General features: G+C 41.4%; 17 protein-coding genes. 11 read left to right on the top strand and 6 right to left on the bottom strand.

Translation table 11 applies throughout. The features are described from left to right. Nucleotides 1-50 precede the first annotated feature (50 nt). The 7 genes from EPB74_RS12210 to EPB74_RS12180 all read left to right on the top strand — a co-directional run bounded on the left by EPB74_RS12210 (nucleotide 51) and on the right by EPB74_RS12180 (nucleotide 7,479). Nucleotides 51-1,766 carry an NAD(P)/FAD-dependent oxidoreductase gene (locus EPB74_RS12210; protein ID WP_274904410.1) on the top strand — a complete coding sequence of 572 codons (1,716 nt, stop codon included), beginning with the start codon at nucleotides 51-53 and terminating at the stop codon, nucleotides 1,764-1,766. A gap of 23 nt (nucleotides 1,767-1,789) precedes the next feature. Next, nucleotides 1,790-2,857: a DUF1365 domain-containing protein gene (locus EPB74_RS12205; protein WP_274904409.1), complete on the top strand. Its 1,068-nt coding sequence runs from the start codon at nucleotides 1,790-1,792 to the stop codon at nucleotides 2,855-2,857. 114 nt (nucleotides 2,858-2,971) lie between these two features. Next, the gene (locus tag EPB74_RS12200) at nucleotides 2,972-4,366 is read left to right on the top strand and encodes an SAM-dependent methyltransferase (RefSeq protein WP_274904407.1); all 1,395 of its coding nucleotides are present in this window, start codon (nucleotides 2,972-2,974) and stop codon (nucleotides 4,364-4,366) included. 74 nt (nucleotides 4,367-4,440) lie between these two features. Next, entirely contained in the window at nucleotides 4,441-4,851 is a 411-nt protein-coding gene (locus EPB74_RS12195; protein WP_274904406.1) for a DUF2177 family protein, read from the top strand. Nucleotides 4,852-4,947: 96 nt separating this feature from the next. Next, on the top strand, nucleotides 4,948-5,496 hold the full coding sequence (locus tag EPB74_RS12190) for an acyl-CoA thioesterase (RefSeq protein ID WP_079691260.1): 549 nt from the start codon (nucleotides 4,948-4,950) through the stop codon (nucleotides 5,494-5,496). Nucleotides 5,497-5,652: 156 nt separating this feature from the next. Further along, entirely contained in the window at nucleotides 5,653-6,750 is a 1,098-nt protein-coding gene (locus tag EPB74_RS12185; protein ID WP_274904405.1) for a cation diffusion facilitator family transporter, read from the top strand. 18 nt (nucleotides 6,751-6,768) lie between these two features. Continuing rightward, the gene (locus tag EPB74_RS12180; RefSeq protein ID WP_274904404.1) at nucleotides 6,769-7,479 is read left to right on the top strand and encodes a DUF2059 domain-containing protein; all 711 of its coding nucleotides are present in this window, start codon (nucleotides 6,769-6,771) and stop codon (nucleotides 7,477-7,479) included. A 154-nt stretch (nucleotides 7,480-7,633) separates the two neighbouring features. On the opposite strand, the gene dps is transcribed toward EPB74_RS12180, so the two are convergent. Both dps and EPB74_RS12170 read right to left on the bottom strand, forming a co-directional pair. Next, nucleotides 7,634-8,131 carry a DNA starvation/stationary phase protection protein Dps gene (gene dps / locus EPB74_RS12175; RefSeq protein ID WP_079691263.1) on the bottom strand — a complete coding sequence of 166 codons (498 nt, stop codon included), beginning with the start codon at nucleotides 8,129-8,131 and terminating at the stop codon, nucleotides 7,634-7,636. A 332-nt stretch (nucleotides 8,132-8,463) separates the two neighbouring features. Continuing rightward, nucleotides 8,464-8,892, bottom strand: coding sequence for a GFA family protein (locus EPB74_RS12170; protein ID WP_274904403.1), 429 nt, complete (start codon nucleotides 8,890-8,892; stop codon nucleotides 8,464-8,466). Nucleotides 8,893-9,066: 174 nt separating this feature from the next. Between EPB74_RS12170 and uvrB the strand changes: the two genes are divergently transcribed. Together uvrB and EPB74_RS12160 are read left to right on the top strand one after the other, a co-directional pair. Continuing rightward, nucleotides 9,067-11,178, top strand: a complete 2,112-nt coding sequence (uvrB, locus tag EPB74_RS12165; RefSeq protein WP_274904402.1) for an excinuclease ABC subunit UvrB — start codon at nucleotides 9,067-9,069, stop codon at nucleotides 11,176-11,178. A gap of 230 nt (nucleotides 11,179-11,408) precedes the next feature. Continuing rightward, on the top strand, nucleotides 11,409-11,777 hold the full coding sequence (locus tag EPB74_RS12160) for a hypothetical protein (RefSeq protein ID WP_274904401.1): 369 nt from the start codon (nucleotides 11,409-11,411) through the stop codon (nucleotides 11,775-11,777). A 128-nt stretch (nucleotides 11,778-11,905) separates the two neighbouring features. Here the strand turns inward: EPB74_RS12160 and EPB74_RS12155 are convergent, their stop codons facing one another. The 3 genes from EPB74_RS12155 to EPB74_RS12145 all read right to left on the bottom strand — a co-directional run bounded on the left by EPB74_RS12155 (nucleotide 11,906) and on the right by EPB74_RS12145 (nucleotide 13,995). Further along, entirely contained in the window at nucleotides 11,906-12,292 is a 387-nt protein-coding gene (locus EPB74_RS12155) for a hypothetical protein (protein ID WP_274904400.1), read from the bottom strand. 149 nt (nucleotides 12,293-12,441) lie between these two features. Further along, the gene (lipA, locus tag EPB74_RS12150; protein ID WP_089555027.1) at nucleotides 12,442-13,488 is read right to left on the bottom strand and encodes a lipoyl synthase; all 1,047 of its coding nucleotides are present in this window, start codon (nucleotides 13,486-13,488) and stop codon (nucleotides 12,442-12,444) included. A 162-nt stretch (nucleotides 13,489-13,650) separates the two neighbouring features. Further along, complete coding sequence (locus tag EPB74_RS12145; RefSeq protein WP_274904446.1) at nucleotides 13,651-13,995, bottom strand: carboxymuconolactone decarboxylase family protein; 345 nt, start codon at nucleotides 13,993-13,995, stop codon at nucleotides 13,651-13,653. A 596-nt stretch (nucleotides 13,996-14,591) separates the two neighbouring features. Between EPB74_RS12145 and acnB the strand changes: the two genes are divergently transcribed. Both acnB and EPB74_RS12135 read left to right on the top strand, forming a co-directional pair. Next, entirely contained in the window at nucleotides 14,592-17,195 is a 2,604-nt protein-coding gene (gene acnB / locus EPB74_RS12140) for a bifunctional aconitate hydratase 2/2-methylisocitrate dehydratase (RefSeq protein WP_274904399.1), read from the top strand. Between the two features lie 148 nt (nucleotides 17,196-17,343). Next, nucleotides 17,344-18,270: a toll/interleukin-1 receptor domain-containing protein gene (locus EPB74_RS12135; RefSeq protein WP_274904398.1), complete on the top strand. Its 927-nt coding sequence runs from the start codon at nucleotides 17,344-17,346 to the stop codon at nucleotides 18,268-18,270. A gap of 81 nt (nucleotides 18,271-18,351) precedes the next feature. Here the strand turns inward: EPB74_RS12135 and EPB74_RS12130 are convergent, their stop codons facing one another. Continuing rightward, nucleotides 18,352-19,149: an enoyl-CoA hydratase/isomerase family protein gene (locus EPB74_RS12130; protein WP_274904397.1), complete on the bottom strand. Its 798-nt coding sequence runs from the start codon at nucleotides 19,147-19,149 to the stop codon at nucleotides 18,352-18,354. Nucleotides 19,150-19,351: the final 202 nt, after the last annotated feature.

The following is a 19,351-nucleotide window of genomic DNA, read 5'->3' as shown; positions in this document are numbered from 1 at the left end:
GAACATAGTAAAAAAATAACGTAATAAAGAAAATAACAAGGAACGCCTTTATGTCGTTTATCCACCGTAAACGTAAAAATACAGAAATAATGGCTAAAAAATCTAGCAGCGTTTTACAAGATTCTTCCAACGTTCAAGCGAAAAAGCGTATCGCCATCATTGGCTCTGGCGTGTCAGGGCTGACTTGTGCTCATTATTTAGCGCCGCAGCATGATGTCACAGTGTTTGAAGCCAACGATTATATTGGTGGCCACGTGAATACCATCGATGTGACGCTACAAGAGGGTAAAAAGGCAAAGCCAAGCAAAGTAGAGAAAAGTGCGATAGATACTGGCTTTATTGTCTTTAATGAGCGTACTTATCCTAACTTTTTTCGTTTACTTTACGAGCTGCAAGTACCGTTTCAAGCAACGGATATGAGTTTCTCAGTTAAAAATACCGCGCGTAATTTTGAATACAATGGTCATACACTCAATACTTTATTATCGCAGCGCAAAAATATTCTTAACCCTAAGTTTTGGGCATTTATCACTGATATTTTGCGGTTCAATAAACAGGTTCGTCAGCTGCGCCAAGATTATGATGGGGCTCGCGCGCAAGGACACGATCTCAGTGTCTTTACCGAGCAAACGCTAGGCAATTATCTTAATATCAGTAAATTCGGTGATTTGTTTACCGATAATTATCTATTACCAATGGTGTCCGCTATTTGGTCAACCAGTTTGAGCGAGGTACAAGACTTCCCCTTGGTTTTCTTTGCTCAATTCTTTGATAATCATGGCTTGCTGGATGTAGTCAATCGTCCGCAGTGGTTCACGATAAAAGGCGGCTCCAAACAGTACGTGAATAAGCTGGTAACACGCTTTGTGAAAGCTGGCGGCAGCATTCGAGTCAACAGTCCGGTGCAGTCTGTTATTCGTCATGATGAGACAGTCACTTTGACCGTCATTAATAGTAATGAGGCCGTTACTAAAGACAATAAATCTGTGCAACAAATGATTTTCGATGAAGTTATCTTTGCTTGTCATGCGGATACGGCGCTTAAAATAATAAAAGACGCCAGTCCTGCTGAGCAGGAAGTACTGAGTCATTTCAAGTTTACGAATAATACCGCTGTCCTGCATACCGACACGACCGTCTTGCCGAAAAAGCCACTTGCATGGGCAAGTTGGAACTATTTAATTGATGATAAAAATTCTACTCAAAATATCAAAGGACAGACGCAAGCTTCAGTGAAACCAGTATTGACCTATCATATGAATATCTTGCAGCGTTTAACCAAGCAGCATAATTACTTAGTGACGCTAAATCACGAGGTGGATGAGAGTCAAGTTATCAAGCGAATTGACTATAGCCATCCTGTATTTAACAACGAGACGATTGACGCGCAAGCTCAGTGGTCGCGTATTTCTGGTATTGGCTTGCATACTCATTTTTGCGGTGCTTATTGGTTTAATGGCTTTCATGAAGATGGGGTGCGCAGCGCTCTGCGTGTTTGTCAGGCATTAAAATGCAACATTGATATTAAGGATAGCGTTGACCAAAGCCATCTGCCGGATGCCGAGAGTGCGCATACACCATTTCGCTATAAAGACTTGCCGATAAAAGCTGACAAACAGTCGCGCAAACTCAAAAAACGTCAGGTAGTGACTGCCACTACTAATCAAGAATTGGTGGAATATATCGCGACTTTACAGCCAGATGCTGAAGCATTTAATAAGAAAAAACTGGGTTTTTTTGCTCGTCGTAAAGCCAAAAATATATAGCAGAATTAATGGGAGAGAGCACTATGACTGGTTCAACGCCTCCGTCTGACAGGATATTAAAGCAAGCGTCGCCTCATGATAATGTAAGCTTGCCGCACCAACTGTTTCATGGAACGACATGGCATAGTCGGCTGTTACCGAGTATGCATAAATTTGCTTATCCTTATCGCTATTGGGGCGTCAATATTAGTGCGCTAGTAGCAGGACAAGCACTTCCAGAAGTAAATGTGGCATTCCTTAGTAGTCATAAAATCCTAAGAAAATTGCCGTTAAATGCATTGTTAGCAAAAAATCTCTTATCACAAAAAATGCTGTCAAAAGGATTGCCGTTATTTTCAGCAAAGAAAAAAGCATTGCAGCAATTTTATCCTGGTGATTATTTACAAGGGCTAAATGTACAACAACCAAATAGCCTAAGTAATAATGAAAATGACGATAGCCGTTTAAACCCTATTCAAGCACTTAACCATCGTTTGAGCCAAGCATTTATTGAACAAACAGGTAGTGCGCCAGCAGGCGATATGATTGGTATGGTTGTTTGCCGCAATGCCGGTATCTATTTTAGCCCAGTAAACTTCTACTTGGGTTTTGATATGGAGCAAAAGCCAACCCATTTATTGGCTGAAGTATCGAATACGCCATGGGATAAACGTCATTATTATGGGTTTTTATTAGATGGCGCGAATACTGAGTTTTGTCACGATAAAGACTTTCATGTGTCACCTTTTAATCCTATTGACCAGCAGTATTGCTGGCAAGTGGCGATAAAAAGTGCAGTGAAGTATACAGTCAAAAATGAGAATAAAAAACAGTCAGATAACGGCTTGCAAGTTCGTATTGCTATTAATATCAGTGATGAACGCGGTGAGGTATTAAAAACCGGCATAAAGATGTCAGGTACTCCAATGACAGCGACGACGATCCGCGAGAGCTTGCGTAAAAACCCGCTGATGAATGTGACTTCTTTAACACGTATTTATTGGCATGCTTTTAAACTCTACGCGATTAAAAAAGTACCTTATATTAATTACGATGAAAAGTTAGCTGATAGCCAACAGCAAAATGAGAGTACTCAAAAGGATATTTCTTGATAGTTAGAGTTTTAGATAATGGCTAGATAACTATTTCAACAGCTAGCCACCGCCAGCTCAATGCCAAAATTTAGAGCGCTTAATTTAGAGCACTTAGACAAGGATGAATAAATAATGTCAGCACGACCGACCGATCGAGCACCCGCTTCAAAACTAGGAAAAATGACCGCGAGCATGCGCCGAACGGTCAATGACAGTACGATTTTGCAACCAGTAACCAACAGCGTGAGTTATTTAGCAAAACAAGCCATATTTCGTGCTCTAAAACATATTCAATTTGGCAGTATCACTATTATTGAAGACTTTGCTGGACAGCCGTCCAAGACTCATCATTTTGGCAGTAAATCTTCTAACACCCAAAGTAGCTCAGCCATTGGTCGTCATCCATTAGACGTGACGCTCATGATTCATGACAGTAGCGTTTATCGTCAATTACTGTTTGGTGGCTCTATTGCGCTAGCGGAAAGCTATATCAATGGCGAATGGGATACGGACGATTTAACGGGATTGATTCGATTGGCGGCGCGTAACTTAGCCGTGCTCAATAAATTAGAGAACCGCTTTGCTGGGATCAGTAAAACCTTTGAGAGGGCAAATCATAAGCTGCGTAGTAACGATCAGTCTGGCTCAAAGTCCAATATTCTAGCGCATTACGACTTGGGTAATGATATGTACCAGCGGTTTTTAGATGATACGATGATGTACTCATCAGCGGTCTATAAAAACCCAGAGGCGACATTGGCTGAGGCGCAGCAGCATAAACTGGCGCTTATTTGCCAACGCCTACAACTTACAGCTGAAGATCATGTAATAGAAATTGGGACAGGCTGGGGTGGTTTTGCTATCTATGCCGCCAAGCATTATGGCTGTCAAATAACGACGACGACTATCTCTGACGCGCAGTACGAAGAGGCGCAGCGCCGTTTTGAAGCGGCTGGACTCTCTGATAAAATCACCCTACTCAAGCAAGACTATCGTGAGCTGGCAGGGCAGTACGACAAATTGGTCAGTATTGAGATGATTGAGGCGGTCGGACATGAATATTTGCCGACGTTTTTTGCTAAATGTAATAGCTTGCTCAAACCAACGGGTTTGATGGTGCTGCAAGCAATTACTTTTAATGATCAAAACTATAAAAGCTATATAGAATCGGTGGATTTTATCCAAACTCATATTTTTCCAGGTGGGTGCTTGCTGTCCAATCAAGAGCTGAATACACAGTTCACAGAACAGACAGATATGGTCATTAAGCAGCTGCACGATTATGGTTTTGACTACGCACATACTTTGCGAGATTGGCGCATAGCATTTATGGCGCAGCGCGAAGAGATTAAAGCGCTCGGTTATGATGAGGCTTTTATTCGCTTGTGGGCGTTTTATTTTTGCTACTGCGAAGGCGGATTCTTGGAGCGGACGATTGGCGTGGTACAAGTCACGGCGGTTAAGCCAGACAATATCGATACACTACATTTTTCTGATTTACCAAGTGCCGAGAGCATAACTGCTTAATCAAACAATAAGTTTGAATCGCATATATGTAACTCATATTTCATATTTAGCGAGCATCATAAAAGGATATTATCATGGGTTATATATATATTTATCTTGCTTCCGTTGCTATATTTTTGGGCATCGATGCGGTTTGGCTCAAGACAATGACTGGTCTTTTTTATGAAAAGCGTATTGGGCATTTGCTCGCCGATGAGCCCAATATGATTGCAGCTGGCGTGTTTTATATGTTCTATCTGCTGGCGCTGTGTATTATTATTTTATACCCACAAATCAAAGCAAATGCGCCGCTTCACCATATTTTCTTATTGGGCGCTTTAATAGGACTGATGGCTTACGGCACTTATGATTTTACCAGTTTAGCGTTGTATAAAGGTTTTACTATGGACACCGCTTTGGTCGATTTTGCTTGGGGCGGCATTTTAACGGGTTCAGTAAGTGCTATCGTGGCTTGGCTTGCTTATCGTTTTCATTGGTTAAGCTAATCTATTAGTTAAAGTGAATCGACTATATTTGCGCTGTGGCAATTGCTGCTGTATAAATAACACTTTAAATAGTTTTTACACCCGTTAAGGAACACTATGTCGCAATACAATACCAGCTCCACCGCTAAAAGAGTCCCATTAAACCATGAGCTATATATGTCAGTGCTTATGACGCCAGATATGGCCAATTTTATTGGCAACGTTCATGGTGGGGATTTGCTCAAGATGCTGGACCAAGTCGCTTATGCTTGTGCCAGTCGCTATAGCGGTAGTTATGTGGTGACACTGTCAGTCGATCAAGTAATGTTCCGTGAACCTATTCATGTCGGCGAGCTAGTGACGTTTGCGGCTAGTGTGAACTATGTCGGCAAAACCTCGATGGAAGTCGGTATTCGAGTAGAGGCAGAGGATGTACGTGCACGTACCGTTCGACATACCAACAGCTGCTATTTTACGATGGTGGCGATTGATGAGAACCGCAAGCCAACGCTAATCCCTGAGCTTGAGATTAAAGATGCCTTGCAACAATGCCGCTTTGACGCAGGCTTAGAGCGTAAAAAGCTGCGTATGGAAGGCTCGCAACGTATCAGCTGCGACATCAGTAAATTCACTAATAAAGTAGCAAGTGCAGAGTCTGCTCATTAATGCAGACAATGAACATACTCTCACCAAAACATTACTGATATATACAAGGTTTTTGACTACATTAAATGAAAGCTAAAGTGTCTAATAAAATCAGCTAGCGACTATATATAGCTAGTCTGGTTTTATACCTTAAACCATTCATTTATTGAGGCTCAGATGAGTTTAAAACCGTCAAAATCTGATGCAAAATCCGAGCCAATGCCGCACGCTGATACGAGCGGCATTGGTCGCCCTCGCGCTCCAAATCCTTTCAATGCTCCAGATGACATTCATTCTGACCAACCTAGATCTGTGCCTAATCCTGATGACAAAAAATCGAGCTCATTGGTAACGGTTCTGATTGCAGTTGGTGCCAATCTCATTATTGCCATTGCCAAAACAGTCGCTGCATTTATGACAGGCTCTGCTTCTATGATAGCGGAATCTGCGCATTCTTGGGCAGACGCGGGCAATGGTACTTTGTTGATTATTGCAGAAAAAAAGTCAATCAAACCTGCTGATAAAAGCCATCCACTCGGCTACGGTAAAGAGTCGTATGTATGGTCGATGATTGCAGCGTTTGGCGTCTTCATGGCAGGGTCAGTGGTTTCTATTTATACTGGTATTACCGAGTGGAATGCAGCTGAGACTGAAACCAACTATACCATCGGTTTTATTATCTTAGCAGTCGCCTTTGTACTAGAAGGATTTTCTTTAACACAGGCGTATTTGCAAAGTAAAAAACATGGCGAAGCGATTAATGTCAGTGCCATAGGTTATGTGATTGATACGTCTAATCCTACCTTGCGTGGAGTATTTTTTGAAGATTTGGCGGCAGTCATCGGGTTGGTTGTGGCGGCAGCTGCGATGGCAATGCATGCCTATACTGGTGAGCCATTTTGGGATGCGCTTGGGTCTATCATTGTTGGTATATTGCTTGCCGTTGTGGCAGTCTTTTTAATCAGTCGTAATCGCGATTTTTTAGTGGGCTATAGAGTCTCAGAAAAAATGCACGATTATATTTTAGCAGAACTGCTCAAGCATCCAGATATCGATAGCGTTTCTTACTTGCATTTAGAGTGGGTAGGTCCTAAGAAAATATTTATGGTCGCGGCGGTCGATATTGCTGGCAATCAGCATGAGCAAGAAATTGCGCACAAGTTTGAAAGTATAGAAAATCAGTTTCGTAGTCAGGCGTTGTTCCAAGAAGCTATTTTAACCTTGTCGGTCCCTAATGCCGAAATATTACGCTTGCCTGACACTGAAAATCCATAATAATAATGAGAATATAATATGAAAATTCCTTTAAAACTTCTAACGAAAAATCCCAACCATCATACACAAATAGTGTCGCCTTTACTGGCATTGGTAGTAGCAACTCTGATGGCAGGTACTGCTGTAAAAGCCAATGCAGAATTAATCGTACACAGTGACGCAAATCAAATTCAACAATCAGAAACAGTCAAGTCAGTACCTTATAGCGTGAATAATATTGATGATGCACAAAGTGTCAGCAGCCTGTTACCTACTGATATCTCTATTATTAAGCTTATGCAGGTGATGCATATTGATGAACAAATACAATCTATCGTCAATGGACAGCAAGCTGCTATTGAGGCGATTAATAGTCAAGCTCAAAGCCGTAGTCATCAACAAGTAAACGATAAGCAATTAAACAAGCGTCAACGCGAGTTACAAGATCAAATTCAAAACGTTTTAGGTCAGTATGCCAAAATCATGAGCAACGGTATTGGTGATGCGGCAGATATTCAAACCTTGACACAAGCCTATATCAGTGCAGCCAAAACTTACTACACGCAAGCGGAAGTTGATGCCCAAATCAAATTTTATGATACAGCTGTCGGTCAAAACATCTTAGCAAAACAGCCACAAATTACTGCTGCTTTTTTGAAGCACTCTTTACCTGATGATACTACTGAAACTGAAGCCCAACTAGGCGAGCTATTGCCGCAGATGAAGCAAATCGTGAAAGGTATTTTCTAAGCTTGCTGCTGCTAACCTAATTATTTTCAACTTAGTCGTTTTTAAATTCGATATTTTGAAGCCAGCTTAAAAATAAGCAAACATAAAAAAAGGTCACCATAGAGGTGACCTTTTTTTATGTTTAGCAAATAAGTTAATCTTATTTATTACAGTCTTATTTTTTAGACGTATCTTTTTTCGGGGCATTGGCACCGATGAACCATGCGTCTTTATCAATGATACGACTTGCTTCGGTGAATAGATCAGCAGTATCCTCATCGCCAGCATCACCTGCAGCTTCAATTGCTTCACGCAATTTAACAGCTACTTTTTTATAACGATCAGTAATCGCACGAACATGATCTTCCACTTCGGTGATATCAGTCGGGTAGTCATCTAAAATAGAATCTTTTACCACGCGACGGGCTGTACCATTTGGCTCACCACCTAAAATGACAATACGCTCAGCAATCGCATCTGAAACCTCACGAATACGCTCGGCAGTATCGTCTAGTAACTGATGCACACCGATAAAGCCAGTACCTTGTAGATTCCAATGACATTGCTTGCCATCTAGAGTCAAGTCGATGACGTTTGCTAGGTTGGCGTTTAACAGATCAGTCATTTTTTTTGCGGTTGCATCATCTATTCCACTTGCGTAACGTTCTCTCATATTTTGCTCCATTATTTTATTTTACTGATATTTGAGTTTCAATTAATAACTATTATCAACAGCTCTTTAAGTTTCTATTTATTAAGTTGTTGCTGACTACTTATGAATTCACTATCGATAATAACAGCTTAAACAAGAGATGAAACCCTGACATTTAGGCTTTATACAGAGGTCGTGTAATGAGTTTGTTAATCGTGAAAACCTTTGTAAACATAGTGGTTAAAATGGACGATCTGATAACAATCGGTGAACACACCAATATTTTGACCTTATTGAACTTAGGCGTATTTAACTTACGATTATTTAACATAGACATGTGGGTTTTAATCGGCTTAAAGTTTCTTGTCTTTTGGTCTAATACCTTTTTCTGCGAATTTATCAAACAGCTGTTGCTGGGTTAAGTTTACCGTGTCATTGGCAAATTCATAATAGTCGGGCTTCTTGTCTATAAAGATCTGGCTCTCGAAACTAAGGTTCGGATTTTCTTGAAATAATCCAAGCGATAGTACATAAGTCTCAGAGCCAAGCTGGTGATAATATAGGTTGGTGCCGCATTTATGGCAAAACGCACGCTCCGCCCATGCAGAAGAGGGATAGACCGTCATTGAGTCTTCGCCCTGAATATCAGGTTTTGAGTGACTATGTATCGCCATTAATGGTCCGCTTCCCCAACGGCGACACATCGTACAATGGCACGCCTCAAAAGTATTGATATCTTCTAATTCGATGGTGACGTTACCGCACAGACAGTGACCTTTCATAACTCGTTCCTTGATTAATTGTCATTGAACTATACCTGAGTTTTTATGATTTTTATTGAGTGTTTTTGCATCCATCTGTGGGCGTTTAACTTAATAAATGACCTTTAAAAATAATGATTTAACCCCATATTGTTATAAATCTAACCTTTTATAAATACCAGGAAGACAGCCATTATGCGAATGCCTGAACCGCGCTCGTCGCGTCAGTTAAACCAATTGGCCACTCAGCTGCAAGGCGAAGCTGAAATTAGTGGTGTTAATGCGTCAGGGACACAAATCTCAAGTCGCGCCTTTGAGATGATTACCGAATTTGAGCCAGCAGGCGATCAGCCGCAAGCGATAAAAAAGCTGGTTAACGGCATCAATTCTGGGATGGATGAGCAGCTATTACTTGGGGTGACCGGTTCTGGTAAGACGTATACCATGGCCAAGGTCATCTCTGAGTGCCAACGTCCTACCATTATTATGGCGCATAATAAGACGCTTGCTGCGCAGTTATATGGTGAATTTAAATCATTTTTCCCTAATAACGCGGTTGAGTATTTTGTCAGCTATTATGACTATTATCAGCCTGAAGCCTACGTTGCTGCCAGCGATACCTTTATCGAAAAAGACAGTGCCATTAACGATCATATTGACCAAATGCGTCTATCAGCCACACGTGCATTACTTGAGCGTCGTGATGCGATTATCGTCGCTTCGGTATCGTGTATCTATGGTTTGGGTGATCCAGAAAGTTACCTAAAAATGTTGTTGCATGTTGTGGTCGGTGACAAAATAGACCGTACTGCGACGATTAAGCGTCTGGTTGAGATGCAATATACGCGTAACGAGCTGGACTTTGGGCGTGGTACTTATCGTCTGCGCGGCGAGCTGCTAGATATCTATCCTGCTGAGTCTGAGCAGTTAGCTGTGCGTGTGCACTTATTTGATAATGAAGTGGAAAAGATCACGTGGTTTGATCCTTTGACAGGCAAAACGGTGCGTAGCGTGCCGCGTATTACTATTTATCCAAAATCGCATTATGTGACACCGCGCAATAAATTAGAGGCTGCCAGTCATACGATTCGGGCTGAGCTTGAGCCACGTTTAGAGTATTTCCGCGACAATAATAAACTGATTGAAGCACAGCGTCTTAAAGAGCGTACTCAGTATGACCTTGAGATGATTCAACAGCTTGGCTACTGTAACGGTATCGAAAACTACTCACAGCATCTCTCTGGTCGTCCATCGGGAGAAGCGCCGCCGACGCTGTTTGATTACATTCCAGAAGATGCGCTGCTATTCATTGATGAATCGCATGTAACGGTATCGCAAATTGGCGCGATGTATAAAGGCGATAGATCGCGTAAAGAGAACCTTGTGAATTATGGCTTTCGTCTGCCAAGTGCGATGAATAACCGTCCGATGAAGTTTGAAGAATGGGAGCGTATCAAGCCCAAAACTATTTATGTTAGCGCTACGCCTGCATTGTATGAGCTTGAACATAGCGAGCAAGTGGTCGAGCAAGTCGTGCGTCCAACCGGTCTGATTGACCCTGAGATTGAGATTCGCCCGGTATTGACGCAAGTCGATGATGTGCTATCGGAGATTACCAAACGCCGTGAAAAAGATGAGCGGGTATTAATAACGACCTTGACCAAGCGTATGTCAGAGGATTTGACCAGCTATCTAAAAGAATACGACGTCAAAGTCGCTTATCTACACTCGGATATTGATACTCTTGAGCGTATGCAGATTATTCATGAGCTGCGTACTGGTGTGCATGATGTGTTGGTCGGTATTAACTTGCTGCGTGAAGGTCTTGATATGCCTGAAGTATCATTGGTGGCGATATTTGATGCGGATAAAGAGGGCTTTTTACGTTCTGAGCGTGCCTTGATTCAGACCATTGGTCGTGCTGCGCGTCATATTAATGGTAAAGCCATTCTCTATGCCGACCGCATTACCAATAGTATGCAAAAAGCGATCGATGAGACGGATCGTCGCCGTGAAAAACAAGTCGCCTTTAACCTTGAACATAACATCACGCCAACAGGCGCGCGCCGTAGTATCACAGATAAAATTGATACAGGCGATGACCATGATGCCAACGATAATCAGATGATTCCCATTAAGAGCAATCTGCCTGATGTCGATATCAGCATCTTACGCAGTCCTGATTTGCTGGCCAAAGAAATCAATCGCCTTGAAAAGCTGATGAAGCAAATGTCGCGTGACTTGAAGTTTGAAGATGCAGCAAAAACTCGCGATAAAGTGCTAGAGTTAAAAGCGCATTTGATTTAGAAAGTAAGGTGTAGAATGTAAAAACAGTAGGGCGGGTTAACGGATAGTTAGCTCGCCTTATTTGTTTCGATACTGACCTGAGTGTCATAATTGCCAATATCACACGTAGTTTTACACTTTCTAACTTAAAATAGACACCTACTTTGTGTAGTATAAATTAATAAAAGATGGCCTATTTGACAGCTATTTTGAATTAATTACGTTTATAAGTTTTTGAAAGGGATATAGCCATGTTTGATATCAAAGCATTATTAAAAAGAGGGATAGAGAAAGAATTGCTCGATGTGGATGACTATATTTTCATGCCTGAGAGTATAGAGATTATGGTTGATGATGGTCAATTAAAATGCATCTTAAACAGTGATGGTCGAGTCAATATTTTTTACACTAAGCAAGGAATCACGGATGTGAGATCAGCGGCTCGTAAGCATCCATTTACTGCTTTTGAGACAGAACTGAATCACGGAATTTATGATGACATCATTCATGACTTGGTCAAAGAGGTGAATAAAATCCTTGATGGTAAATCTAAATATTTCCACCGCAGAGTTCTACCGGTAGCAGTGCCTCAGAGCCTATCGAGTGGTGGGGGCTTATAAAGAGTTAAAGAATAAATGAATAAGTATTATTATGCTTGATAAAAAAAGAGGACGTTATGGTTAATAACGTTCTCTTTTTGATTGAGTTATCCGTCATGCTTAACGAGGCAGCTTTTTAAAGCCACTACTTATTTAACGATACTAGAGTAACAACTTTGTAGTGATTTGGCGACGACTCTGGTCACCAATTGGGTACGATATTGTGGATCTATGGCTGCATTACCCAATTCAATGAGAGTCACTTGCTGTGGTGCTTGCTCACTTACGCAACCACAAACTCTACCTTTTACCGCTTCTTCTTGGGCGTCTGTCATAGCGACACTAGCAATACGCCACGCATTTTGGTTTTCAATCTGACTGCGACATTGATTATCAATAGCAGCCTTAAAAACGTTCATACCGATTTCGCTTGCAGTACCCATTGTATTGCCTGCATTGGTGTTTCCACCGGTTGTCGCACAACCAGCTAGGGCAAAAGTAGCCATTAACGCCGTTGAAATAAGTAATTTTTTCATGATATTCCCTTTGATGTTTGTTGGTATTGTTAGCGGTGCTATTTTACAGCGTTTTAACGATATAAAAGTAAAGATAAAAAACAAGAATAAAAAAAGAGGCTGTCATAAGCCTCTTTTTTTATAGTGATACAAGTTTTTGCTAAATGATTTTAACAGCCAAGTTTACCTTCAGCAATCAGTGCTTTTTTGCTACGAATTGGTGCAGGGCAATCTTCGCCATAATACTGGCGATCAGCAAAGTAACTTGAGCGTACCATAGGGCCCGCCCAAATGTTAAAGAAGCCAATCTTTTTGCCATAGTCCATATAGCGCTGAAATTCATCAGGATGCACATAACGGTCGACTGGTGCGTGGTTTTTACTTGGTTGCAAATATTGACCGACTGTAATCATATCCACATTATGCGCTTTTAGATCATCAAGTAGTGCATAGATTTCTTCTTCGGTTTCACCAAGTCCAACCATAAAGCCGCATTTTGTAGCGATATCAGGGCGACGTTCTTTATAGATTTTTAGCAAGTCTAATGAATGTTGATAATCAGAACCTGGACGGAAGGCTTTATATAAACGAGGCACGGTTTCGATATTGTGGTTAAAGACATCCGGCGCGGTTTCGGTTAATAAGTCCAAGGCGATATCCATACGACCACGGAAATCTGGCACCAATATTTCAATCAAGCAATTTGGGCTAAGTGCGCGAGATTCATTCAGCACTTCGACGAAATGCATCGCGCCGCCGTCTTTTAGATCATCACGGTCAACTGAGGTGATAACCGCATACTTTAACTTGAGACCTAAGATAGTTTCGGCAGTATGGCGCGGCTCATCTTTATCCAGCTCATTTGGGCGACCATGACCGACATCACAGAACGGGCAACGACGCGTACAGATATCACCCATAATCATAAAGGTGGCTGTACCATCAGAGAAACACTGCGCTAAGTTAGGGCAGGCGGCTTCTTCACAAACGGTATAGAGCTTTTGCTCACGTAAGGTGGCTTTAATACGTGCTACTTCAGCAGGTGAGGACAGCTTAACCCGAATCCAATCTGGCTTTTTCTTCGCCTCGATGGTCGGGATTACTTTAATTGGGATGCGTGCAACTTTATCATAGCCACGTAGCTTTTCACCTTGGATGGCTTTTTTTGGTTTTGCCCGAGCAGCAGGCGTGTGCGTTTGTACGGCGGCGTTTGTCATAATCAAATTATCTCTTAACCCTTGATAGGATAAGGGTTTATGGCATTATTAGAATGTTTTATGAATCGAGTTATTATAGCAGATATCAGGTCAGTAATTTTTAGACAATCGTATGAGAGCGACCTTGTTAAGGCTACTATGGATGAACTCTTTAGCGTAGTTTTAATTATTGATATCAATATCTAAGTCATTCAGCACTTCTATGGCGGCACGAAACGCTTCTTGAGTGGTAGGTGCGCCGCAATAAGGCAAACTATGCATCAAGACTTCTCGAATCTCAGCGACACTGGCGCCATTATTAATCGCACCTCGGATATGCCCTTTTAGCTCACTTGGGCTCTTTTGTGCAATTAAAAAAGCGATGGTGATTAAGGAGCGATATTTGCGCGGTAAAACTGAATCGTCTTGCCACGTACTGCCCCAAGCGTGCTCAATAATCCAGTCTTGCAAGGGTTGAGTAAACGCTGTGGCTGAGTCAAGAGAGCGTTTGACATGCTCTGCGCCCATTACTTCGGTGCGAACTTTTAAACCGTTTTCATAATTGGCATTTTGATTGGTGCTTTGATTGGCATTGTGACTAATACTATTAGCTTCCGTCTCTTTGTTTTCCATTATCATCCTTGATGTTGTGAGTAAATATAGTGCGCCTCATTGAGGTTTAGTTATTAAATAGTATACCAGTCGAGCGCGTTTTATTTAACTGTTAATCGAGATATAGTTTATTTCATACAGCGATAACAACGTGTAACAATAACAATGTCCTAAAGTAGCAATGCCGTATTCTTTTTTAAGTGAATAAACGGTCTTAACAGCACTTTACTACGAACATATATTTTGAATGTTGAGCGGCAAAATAAATCCTCAGTATGAAAATTTCAGAATTTATGATATAGGCACCATTAGTCATATTATTTATGGCACTATTTTTATAATAAATGTCCAATATGGCTCTATTCTGAGCCTTTTATTGGCTGAGCCATTAACATTTTGAGCGTTTTAAGCTATGATTGCACGAATAATTATTCAATGCAGTACATCGATGTAGGCTGTCATCCTGACTACTCACGTGATGTACTGGTCACCAACCGACGAGGACGACTATTGTGTTAGAAGCTTATCGTAAACATGTCGCAGAACGTGCTGAGCTAGGTACTGTACCACTTCCACTAAATGAGAAGCAGGTAGCAGAATTGGTTGAGCTACTTAAAACCCCACCAGCGGGCGAAGATGCGTTCTTAATGGATTTGTTAGAAAATCGTATTCCTGCCGGTGTTGACCAAGCTGCCTATGTTAAAGCGGCATTTTTAGCTGCTATCGTGAAAGGCGAAGCGACCTCTTCATTAGTAAGCAAGAAAAAAGCTGTCGAAATTTTGGGTACTATGCAAGGTGGCTATAATGTACAGCCACTCGTTGCTGCATTAGATGACGCAGAAGTCGCACAAGAAGCCGCTGAAGCTTTGAAAAAAACATTGCTAGTATTTGACGCGTTCAATGACGTGACTGAAAAAGCCGAAGCGGGCAATACTATCGCCAAAGAAGTCGTTCAATCTTGGGCTGATGCTGAGTGGTTCTTGAGCCGTGCTGCAGTACCAGAAAAGACCACATATACGACGTTTAAAGTAACGGGCGAAACCAATACCGATGACTTGTCTCCTGCGCAAGATGCGTGGAGCCGTCCTGATATCCCATTGCATTCATTAGCCATGCATAAAAACTCTCGCGACGGCATTACTGCCGATGTTGAGGGTGAAATTGGTCCAATGAAGCAGATCGAAGCGTTAAAAGAAAAAGGTCATCCGCTTGCTTATGTTGGTGACGTGGTAGGTACCGGTTCTAGCCGTAAATCTGCGACTAACTCAGTACTATGGTTGATGGGCGATGATATCCCGAACGTGCCAAACAAACGCGGTGGCGGTCTAGTATTAGGTAATAACATTGCACCTATCTTCTTTAATACTATGGAAGATTCTGGCGCATTACCAATCGAAAAAGTTGCGGTTGATAACCTAAATATGGGTGATGTATTTGATATCTATCCGTATGATGGCAAAATTACTAAGCATGATTCTGACGAAGTATTGTCAATGTTTAAACTAAACTCACCAACCTTGCTTGATGAAGTTCGTGCGGGTGGTCGTATTCCATTAATCGTTGGTCGTGGTTTGACCAATCGTGCTCGTGAATATATGGGTCTAGGTCATTCAGACGTCTTTGCTAAGCCAGAAGAGCCAGCAGATACGGGTAAAGGCTTTACCCTAGCGCAAAAAATGGTTGGTAAAGCGTGTGGTCTAGCAGGCGTACGTCCTGGTATGTACTGCGAACCAAAAATCACCACTGTCGGTAGTCAAGATACCACTGGTCCGATGACCCGTGATGAGCTAAAAGACTTAGCTTGCCTAGGTTTCCAAGCAGATTTAGTGATGCAGTCATTCTGTCATACCGCTGCTTATCCAAAGCCAGTTGATATCGAAACTCAGCATACGCTTCCTGACTTTATCATGAATCGTGGCGGCGTGAGCTTACGTCCAGGTGATGGTATTATTCACTCATGGTTGAACCGTATGCTACTTCCAGATACCGTTGGTACTGGTGGTGACTCGCACACGCGTTTCCCAATTGGTATCTCGTTCCCAGCGGGTTCTGGTCTAGTTGCTTTTGCTGCTGCGACTGGTGTTATGCCACTGGATATGCCTGAGTCTGTCCGTGTACGTTTCATCGGTGAGCGTCAAGCTGGTATCACGCTACGTGACCTAGTTCATGCCATTCCTTACCAAGCGATTAAAGAAGGTCTGTTGACCGTTGATAAAAAAGGTAAAATCAACGAGTTTAACGGTCGTATTCTAGAAATCGAAGGTTTAGAGGATTTAACCGCTGAGCAAGCGTTTGAATTATCTGATGCCTCAGCTGAGCGTAGTGCGGCTGGTTGTACGATTACTCTATCTGAAGCGTCAGTTGCCGAGTATCTGACTTCGAACATCACCTTGTTAAAATGGATGATTTCAGAAGGTTACGGCGATGCGCGTACTATTAGCCGTCGTATCGAAGGTATGCAAGAGTGGCTGGCTAATCCAAGCCTGATGCGCGCTGACGAAGATGCAGAATATACCATCGATATGACCATCGATATGTCTGAGATCAAAGAGCCGATTCTTTGCTGCCCGAATGATCCAGACGATGCAAAAACATTGGCAGATGTGGCTGGTGATACCATTGATGAAGTATTCATTGGTTCATGTATGACCAATATCGGTCATTTCCGCGCTGCTGGTAAATTGCTAAAAGATGTTCCAGCAGGTAGCTTGCAAACTCGTCTATGGATTGCGCCACCAACCAAAATGGATGCGCGTCAGTTGATGGAAGAAGGTTACTACAACATCTATGCACAAGCCGGCGCTCGTACTGAAATGCCAGGTTGTTCATTATGTATGGGTAACCAAGCACGTATCGCACCGAACTCTACAGCCGTTTCGACGTCAACGCGTAACTTCCCGAACCGTCTCGGTCAAGGTGCTAACGTCTATCTAGCCTCTGCTGAATTGGCTTCTGTCGCTGCGGTATTGGGTAAATTACCAACCAACGAAGAATATCAGCAGTACGCTGGTATGCTTGATAGCATGGGCGAAGAAGTGTATCAATACATGAACTTCGACCGTATGGAAACCTATACTGAAGAAGCGGATAAAATCAACGTTGCTCAGTTAACCTAAGCCGTTAATTTAAACGTTTTTAGTTTTTAAAAATAAGCCCCGTATCGTCATGATGCGGGGTTTTTTATGGAGTAAAATGTATGGCAATACAAAAAGTGTTTCTGAGTGCATCATTCTTCTATCAACTATTATGAAAAAAGAGAAATAAATGAATCTAATTCCAAAGTGTTTTATCTCGTATTCCCATGATGATGAGGCTCATAAAGAATGGGTATTAAAGCTTGCTACAAGATTAGTAAATAACGGAGTAGATGTAATACTAGATCAATGGGATATGAGATTAGGTGGTGACCTTCCATTTTTTATGGAACGTGGATTAACTGAAGTAGATCGAGTGATATGTGTTTGTACAGAGACGTATGTTTCAAAAGCTAATATGAGTTCTGGTGGTGTTGGCTACGAAAAAATGATTTTAACATCAGGACTGATGAAAAATATAAACTCTGAAAAAATCATACCTCTTATAAAGAATAATATTGCAATTGAAGTTACTCCAGTATTTCTTCAGACGAAAAACTATCTAGATTTTCGTAATGAAACTGATTACGAAAAAAAGTATATCGAATTGATAAAAGAAATACATGGAGAATCCATTAAAGCTCGTCCGGCACTAGGTAATAATCCTTTTGAAATATCTGAGAGTCAAATAGCATCTTCGATTGAAATTAGTAAAAGCCAACATTGTAATCCGAATTTTAGGGGTGTGGTTGAATTTGATTATGACAAGAATAATGGTCATTACATAATTGGCGCGGGTAATATGCAATTTGAGTTAAAGTTTTCTAGTGCAAGCAATGGATCAATACATGTTTATAAGAATCCAGCAAATATAGAAGGCCTAGCTTTAGCATATGGAGTTAGTTGTTTTTCAGATATAAATGATGCTTTAGCGTTTGATTATACATCAGATTCAATAACCCCTAAAACAGGTGAATTTGTTGTTTTGGTCAACCGAAGTGGTTTTTTTGCTACTATTAAATTTGGTAATATAAAAGCTAGAAGCCATGGAGCAGAAAAATCATCTGTATCATTTAAATATAAAATAAACCAAAATAAAGAAACTGGGTTCGAGTGAGTTTTCACATAGTAAATTACTTAATTAAAAAAAGTTGAATACTGGCGTTAAGGAAGCGCCAGTATTACCTTAACTAAGGTCTTACTTACCCTGATAAACCGGCTTACGCTTCTCCATAAAGGCGGTAATACCTTCTTTAAAGTCATCTGTTTTGGCGAGCATGGTTTGTTGATCCACTTCCATATCGAGCGCTTCATTCAACCCCATATACGCATGCGTGTTAATCATATGCTTCATTGATGCCAATGCTTTTCCAGGTAGATTGCTTAGACGTGTTGCTAAAGCCAGTACACTTGCATCCAAATCCTCTGCGCTGACGACTTCATTGACCAAGTTTAAGCGTGCCATATCTTCCGCTTTAAGCTTATCACCGAGCATGACCATCTCAGTGGTTTTTGCCACACCAATCAACTGATTCAATAAATAAATACCGCCAGCATCTGGAATGAGACCAATATTAACAAAAGCTTGTACAAACTTAGCGTTATCAGCAGCGATACGAAAGTCACAAGTAAGGGCAAGATTCATACCAGCGCCAGCGACAGCACCTTCTAGTTTGGCGATAATTGGTTTATGAATATTGCGCAGCTTTAAGCTAATCTCAGCCACTTCACCGACCATAAAATTTAGCTTGTCAGATAATGCGTCGCTTTCCATGCCATTCTCTAACATCTCACCGATATGACCGCCACTTGAGAAATGACCACCTGCGCCCTGTAAAATAATGACTCGTACTTGCTCATCTTCATCTGCTTTATTAAGCGCATCTACCATCGCATTCTTGAGTAGAGTGCTAAAAGCATTAAGCGTTTTTGGGTCGTTCATCGTGATGGTAGCGATATGATTTTCTGCTTGGTATTCAACGAGAGCTTGTGACATTTCGATATCCTTAGTTAAATTTTCTATATAAACGTTGTTGGTAAAAAATAGAGGTTGGCAATAAGTGTGACAAATAATGCAATGCTGATTACTATAGCAGTTTGGGATTATTATAAAAGCTGGTTTTGTGGGCGCTGAAGACACGCTTAAAGCAATTTTTTTATTTGCAGTTATATTTATTGATAAAGGTATAAAACCTTAC

The organism is Psychrobacter sp. DAB_AL62B (genome assembly GCF_028895345.1).
GTDB lineage: Bacteria > Pseudomonadota > Gammaproteobacteria > Pseudomonadales > Moraxellaceae > Psychrobacter.
Note: the sequence above shows the minus strand (reverse complement) of the source record. Positions and strands in the feature narration are given on the sequence as shown.

Excerpts from the sequence above, each read along its gene's own strand:
- EPB74_RS12210 (WP_274904410.1), top strand. The coding sequence starts at position 51 with ATGTCGTTTATCCACCGTAAACGTAAAAATACAGAAATAATGGCTAAA.
- EPB74_RS12205 (WP_274904409.1), top strand. The coding sequence starts at position 1,790 with ATGACTGGTTCAACGCCTCCGTCTGACAGGATATTAAAGCAAGCGTCG.
- EPB74_RS12200 (WP_274904407.1), top strand. The coding sequence starts at position 2,972 with ATGTCAGCACGACCGACCGATCGAGCACCCGCTTCAAAACTAGGAAAA.
- EPB74_RS12195 (WP_274904406.1), top strand. The coding sequence starts at position 4,441 with ATGGGTTATATATATATTTATCTTGCTTCCGTTGCTATATTTTTGGGC.
- EPB74_RS12190 (WP_079691260.1), top strand. The coding sequence starts at position 4,948 with ATGTCGCAATACAATACCAGCTCCACCGCTAAAAGAGTCCCATTAAAC.
- EPB74_RS12185 (WP_274904405.1), top strand. The coding sequence starts at position 5,653 with ATGAGTTTAAAACCGTCAAAATCTGATGCAAAATCCGAGCCAATGCCG.
- EPB74_RS12180 (WP_274904404.1), top strand. The coding sequence starts at position 6,769 with ATGAAAATTCCTTTAAAACTTCTAACGAAAAATCCCAACCATCATACA.
- dps (WP_079691263.1), bottom strand. The coding sequence starts at position 8,131 with ATGAGAGAACGTTACGCAAGTGGAATAGATGATGCAACCGCAAAAAAA.
- EPB74_RS12170 (WP_274904403.1), bottom strand. The coding sequence starts at position 8,892 with ATGAAAGGTCACTGTCTGTGCGGTAACGTCACCATCGAATTAGAAGAT.
- uvrB (WP_274904402.1), top strand. The coding sequence starts at position 9,067 with ATGCGAATGCCTGAACCGCGCTCGTCGCGTCAGTTAAACCAATTGGCC.
- EPB74_RS12160 (WP_274904401.1), top strand. The coding sequence starts at position 11,409 with ATGTTTGATATCAAAGCATTATTAAAAAGAGGGATAGAGAAAGAATTG.
- EPB74_RS12155 (WP_274904400.1), bottom strand. The coding sequence starts at position 12,292 with ATGAAAAAATTACTTATTTCAACGGCGTTAATGGCTACTTTTGCCCTA.
- lipA (WP_089555027.1), bottom strand. The coding sequence starts at position 13,488 with ATGACAAACGCCGCCGTACAAACGCACACGCCTGCTGCTCGGGCAAAA.
- EPB74_RS12145 (WP_274904446.1), bottom strand. The coding sequence starts at position 13,995 with ATGGGCGCAGAGCATGTCAAACGCTCTCTTGACTCAGCCACAGCGTTT.
- EPB74_RS12135 (WP_274904398.1), top strand. The coding sequence starts at position 17,344 with ATGAATCTAATTCCAAAGTGTTTTATCTCGTATTCCCATGATGATGAG.
- EPB74_RS12130 (WP_274904397.1), bottom strand. The coding sequence starts at position 19,149 with ATGTCACAAGCTCTCGTTGAATACCAAGCAGAAAATCATATCGCTACC.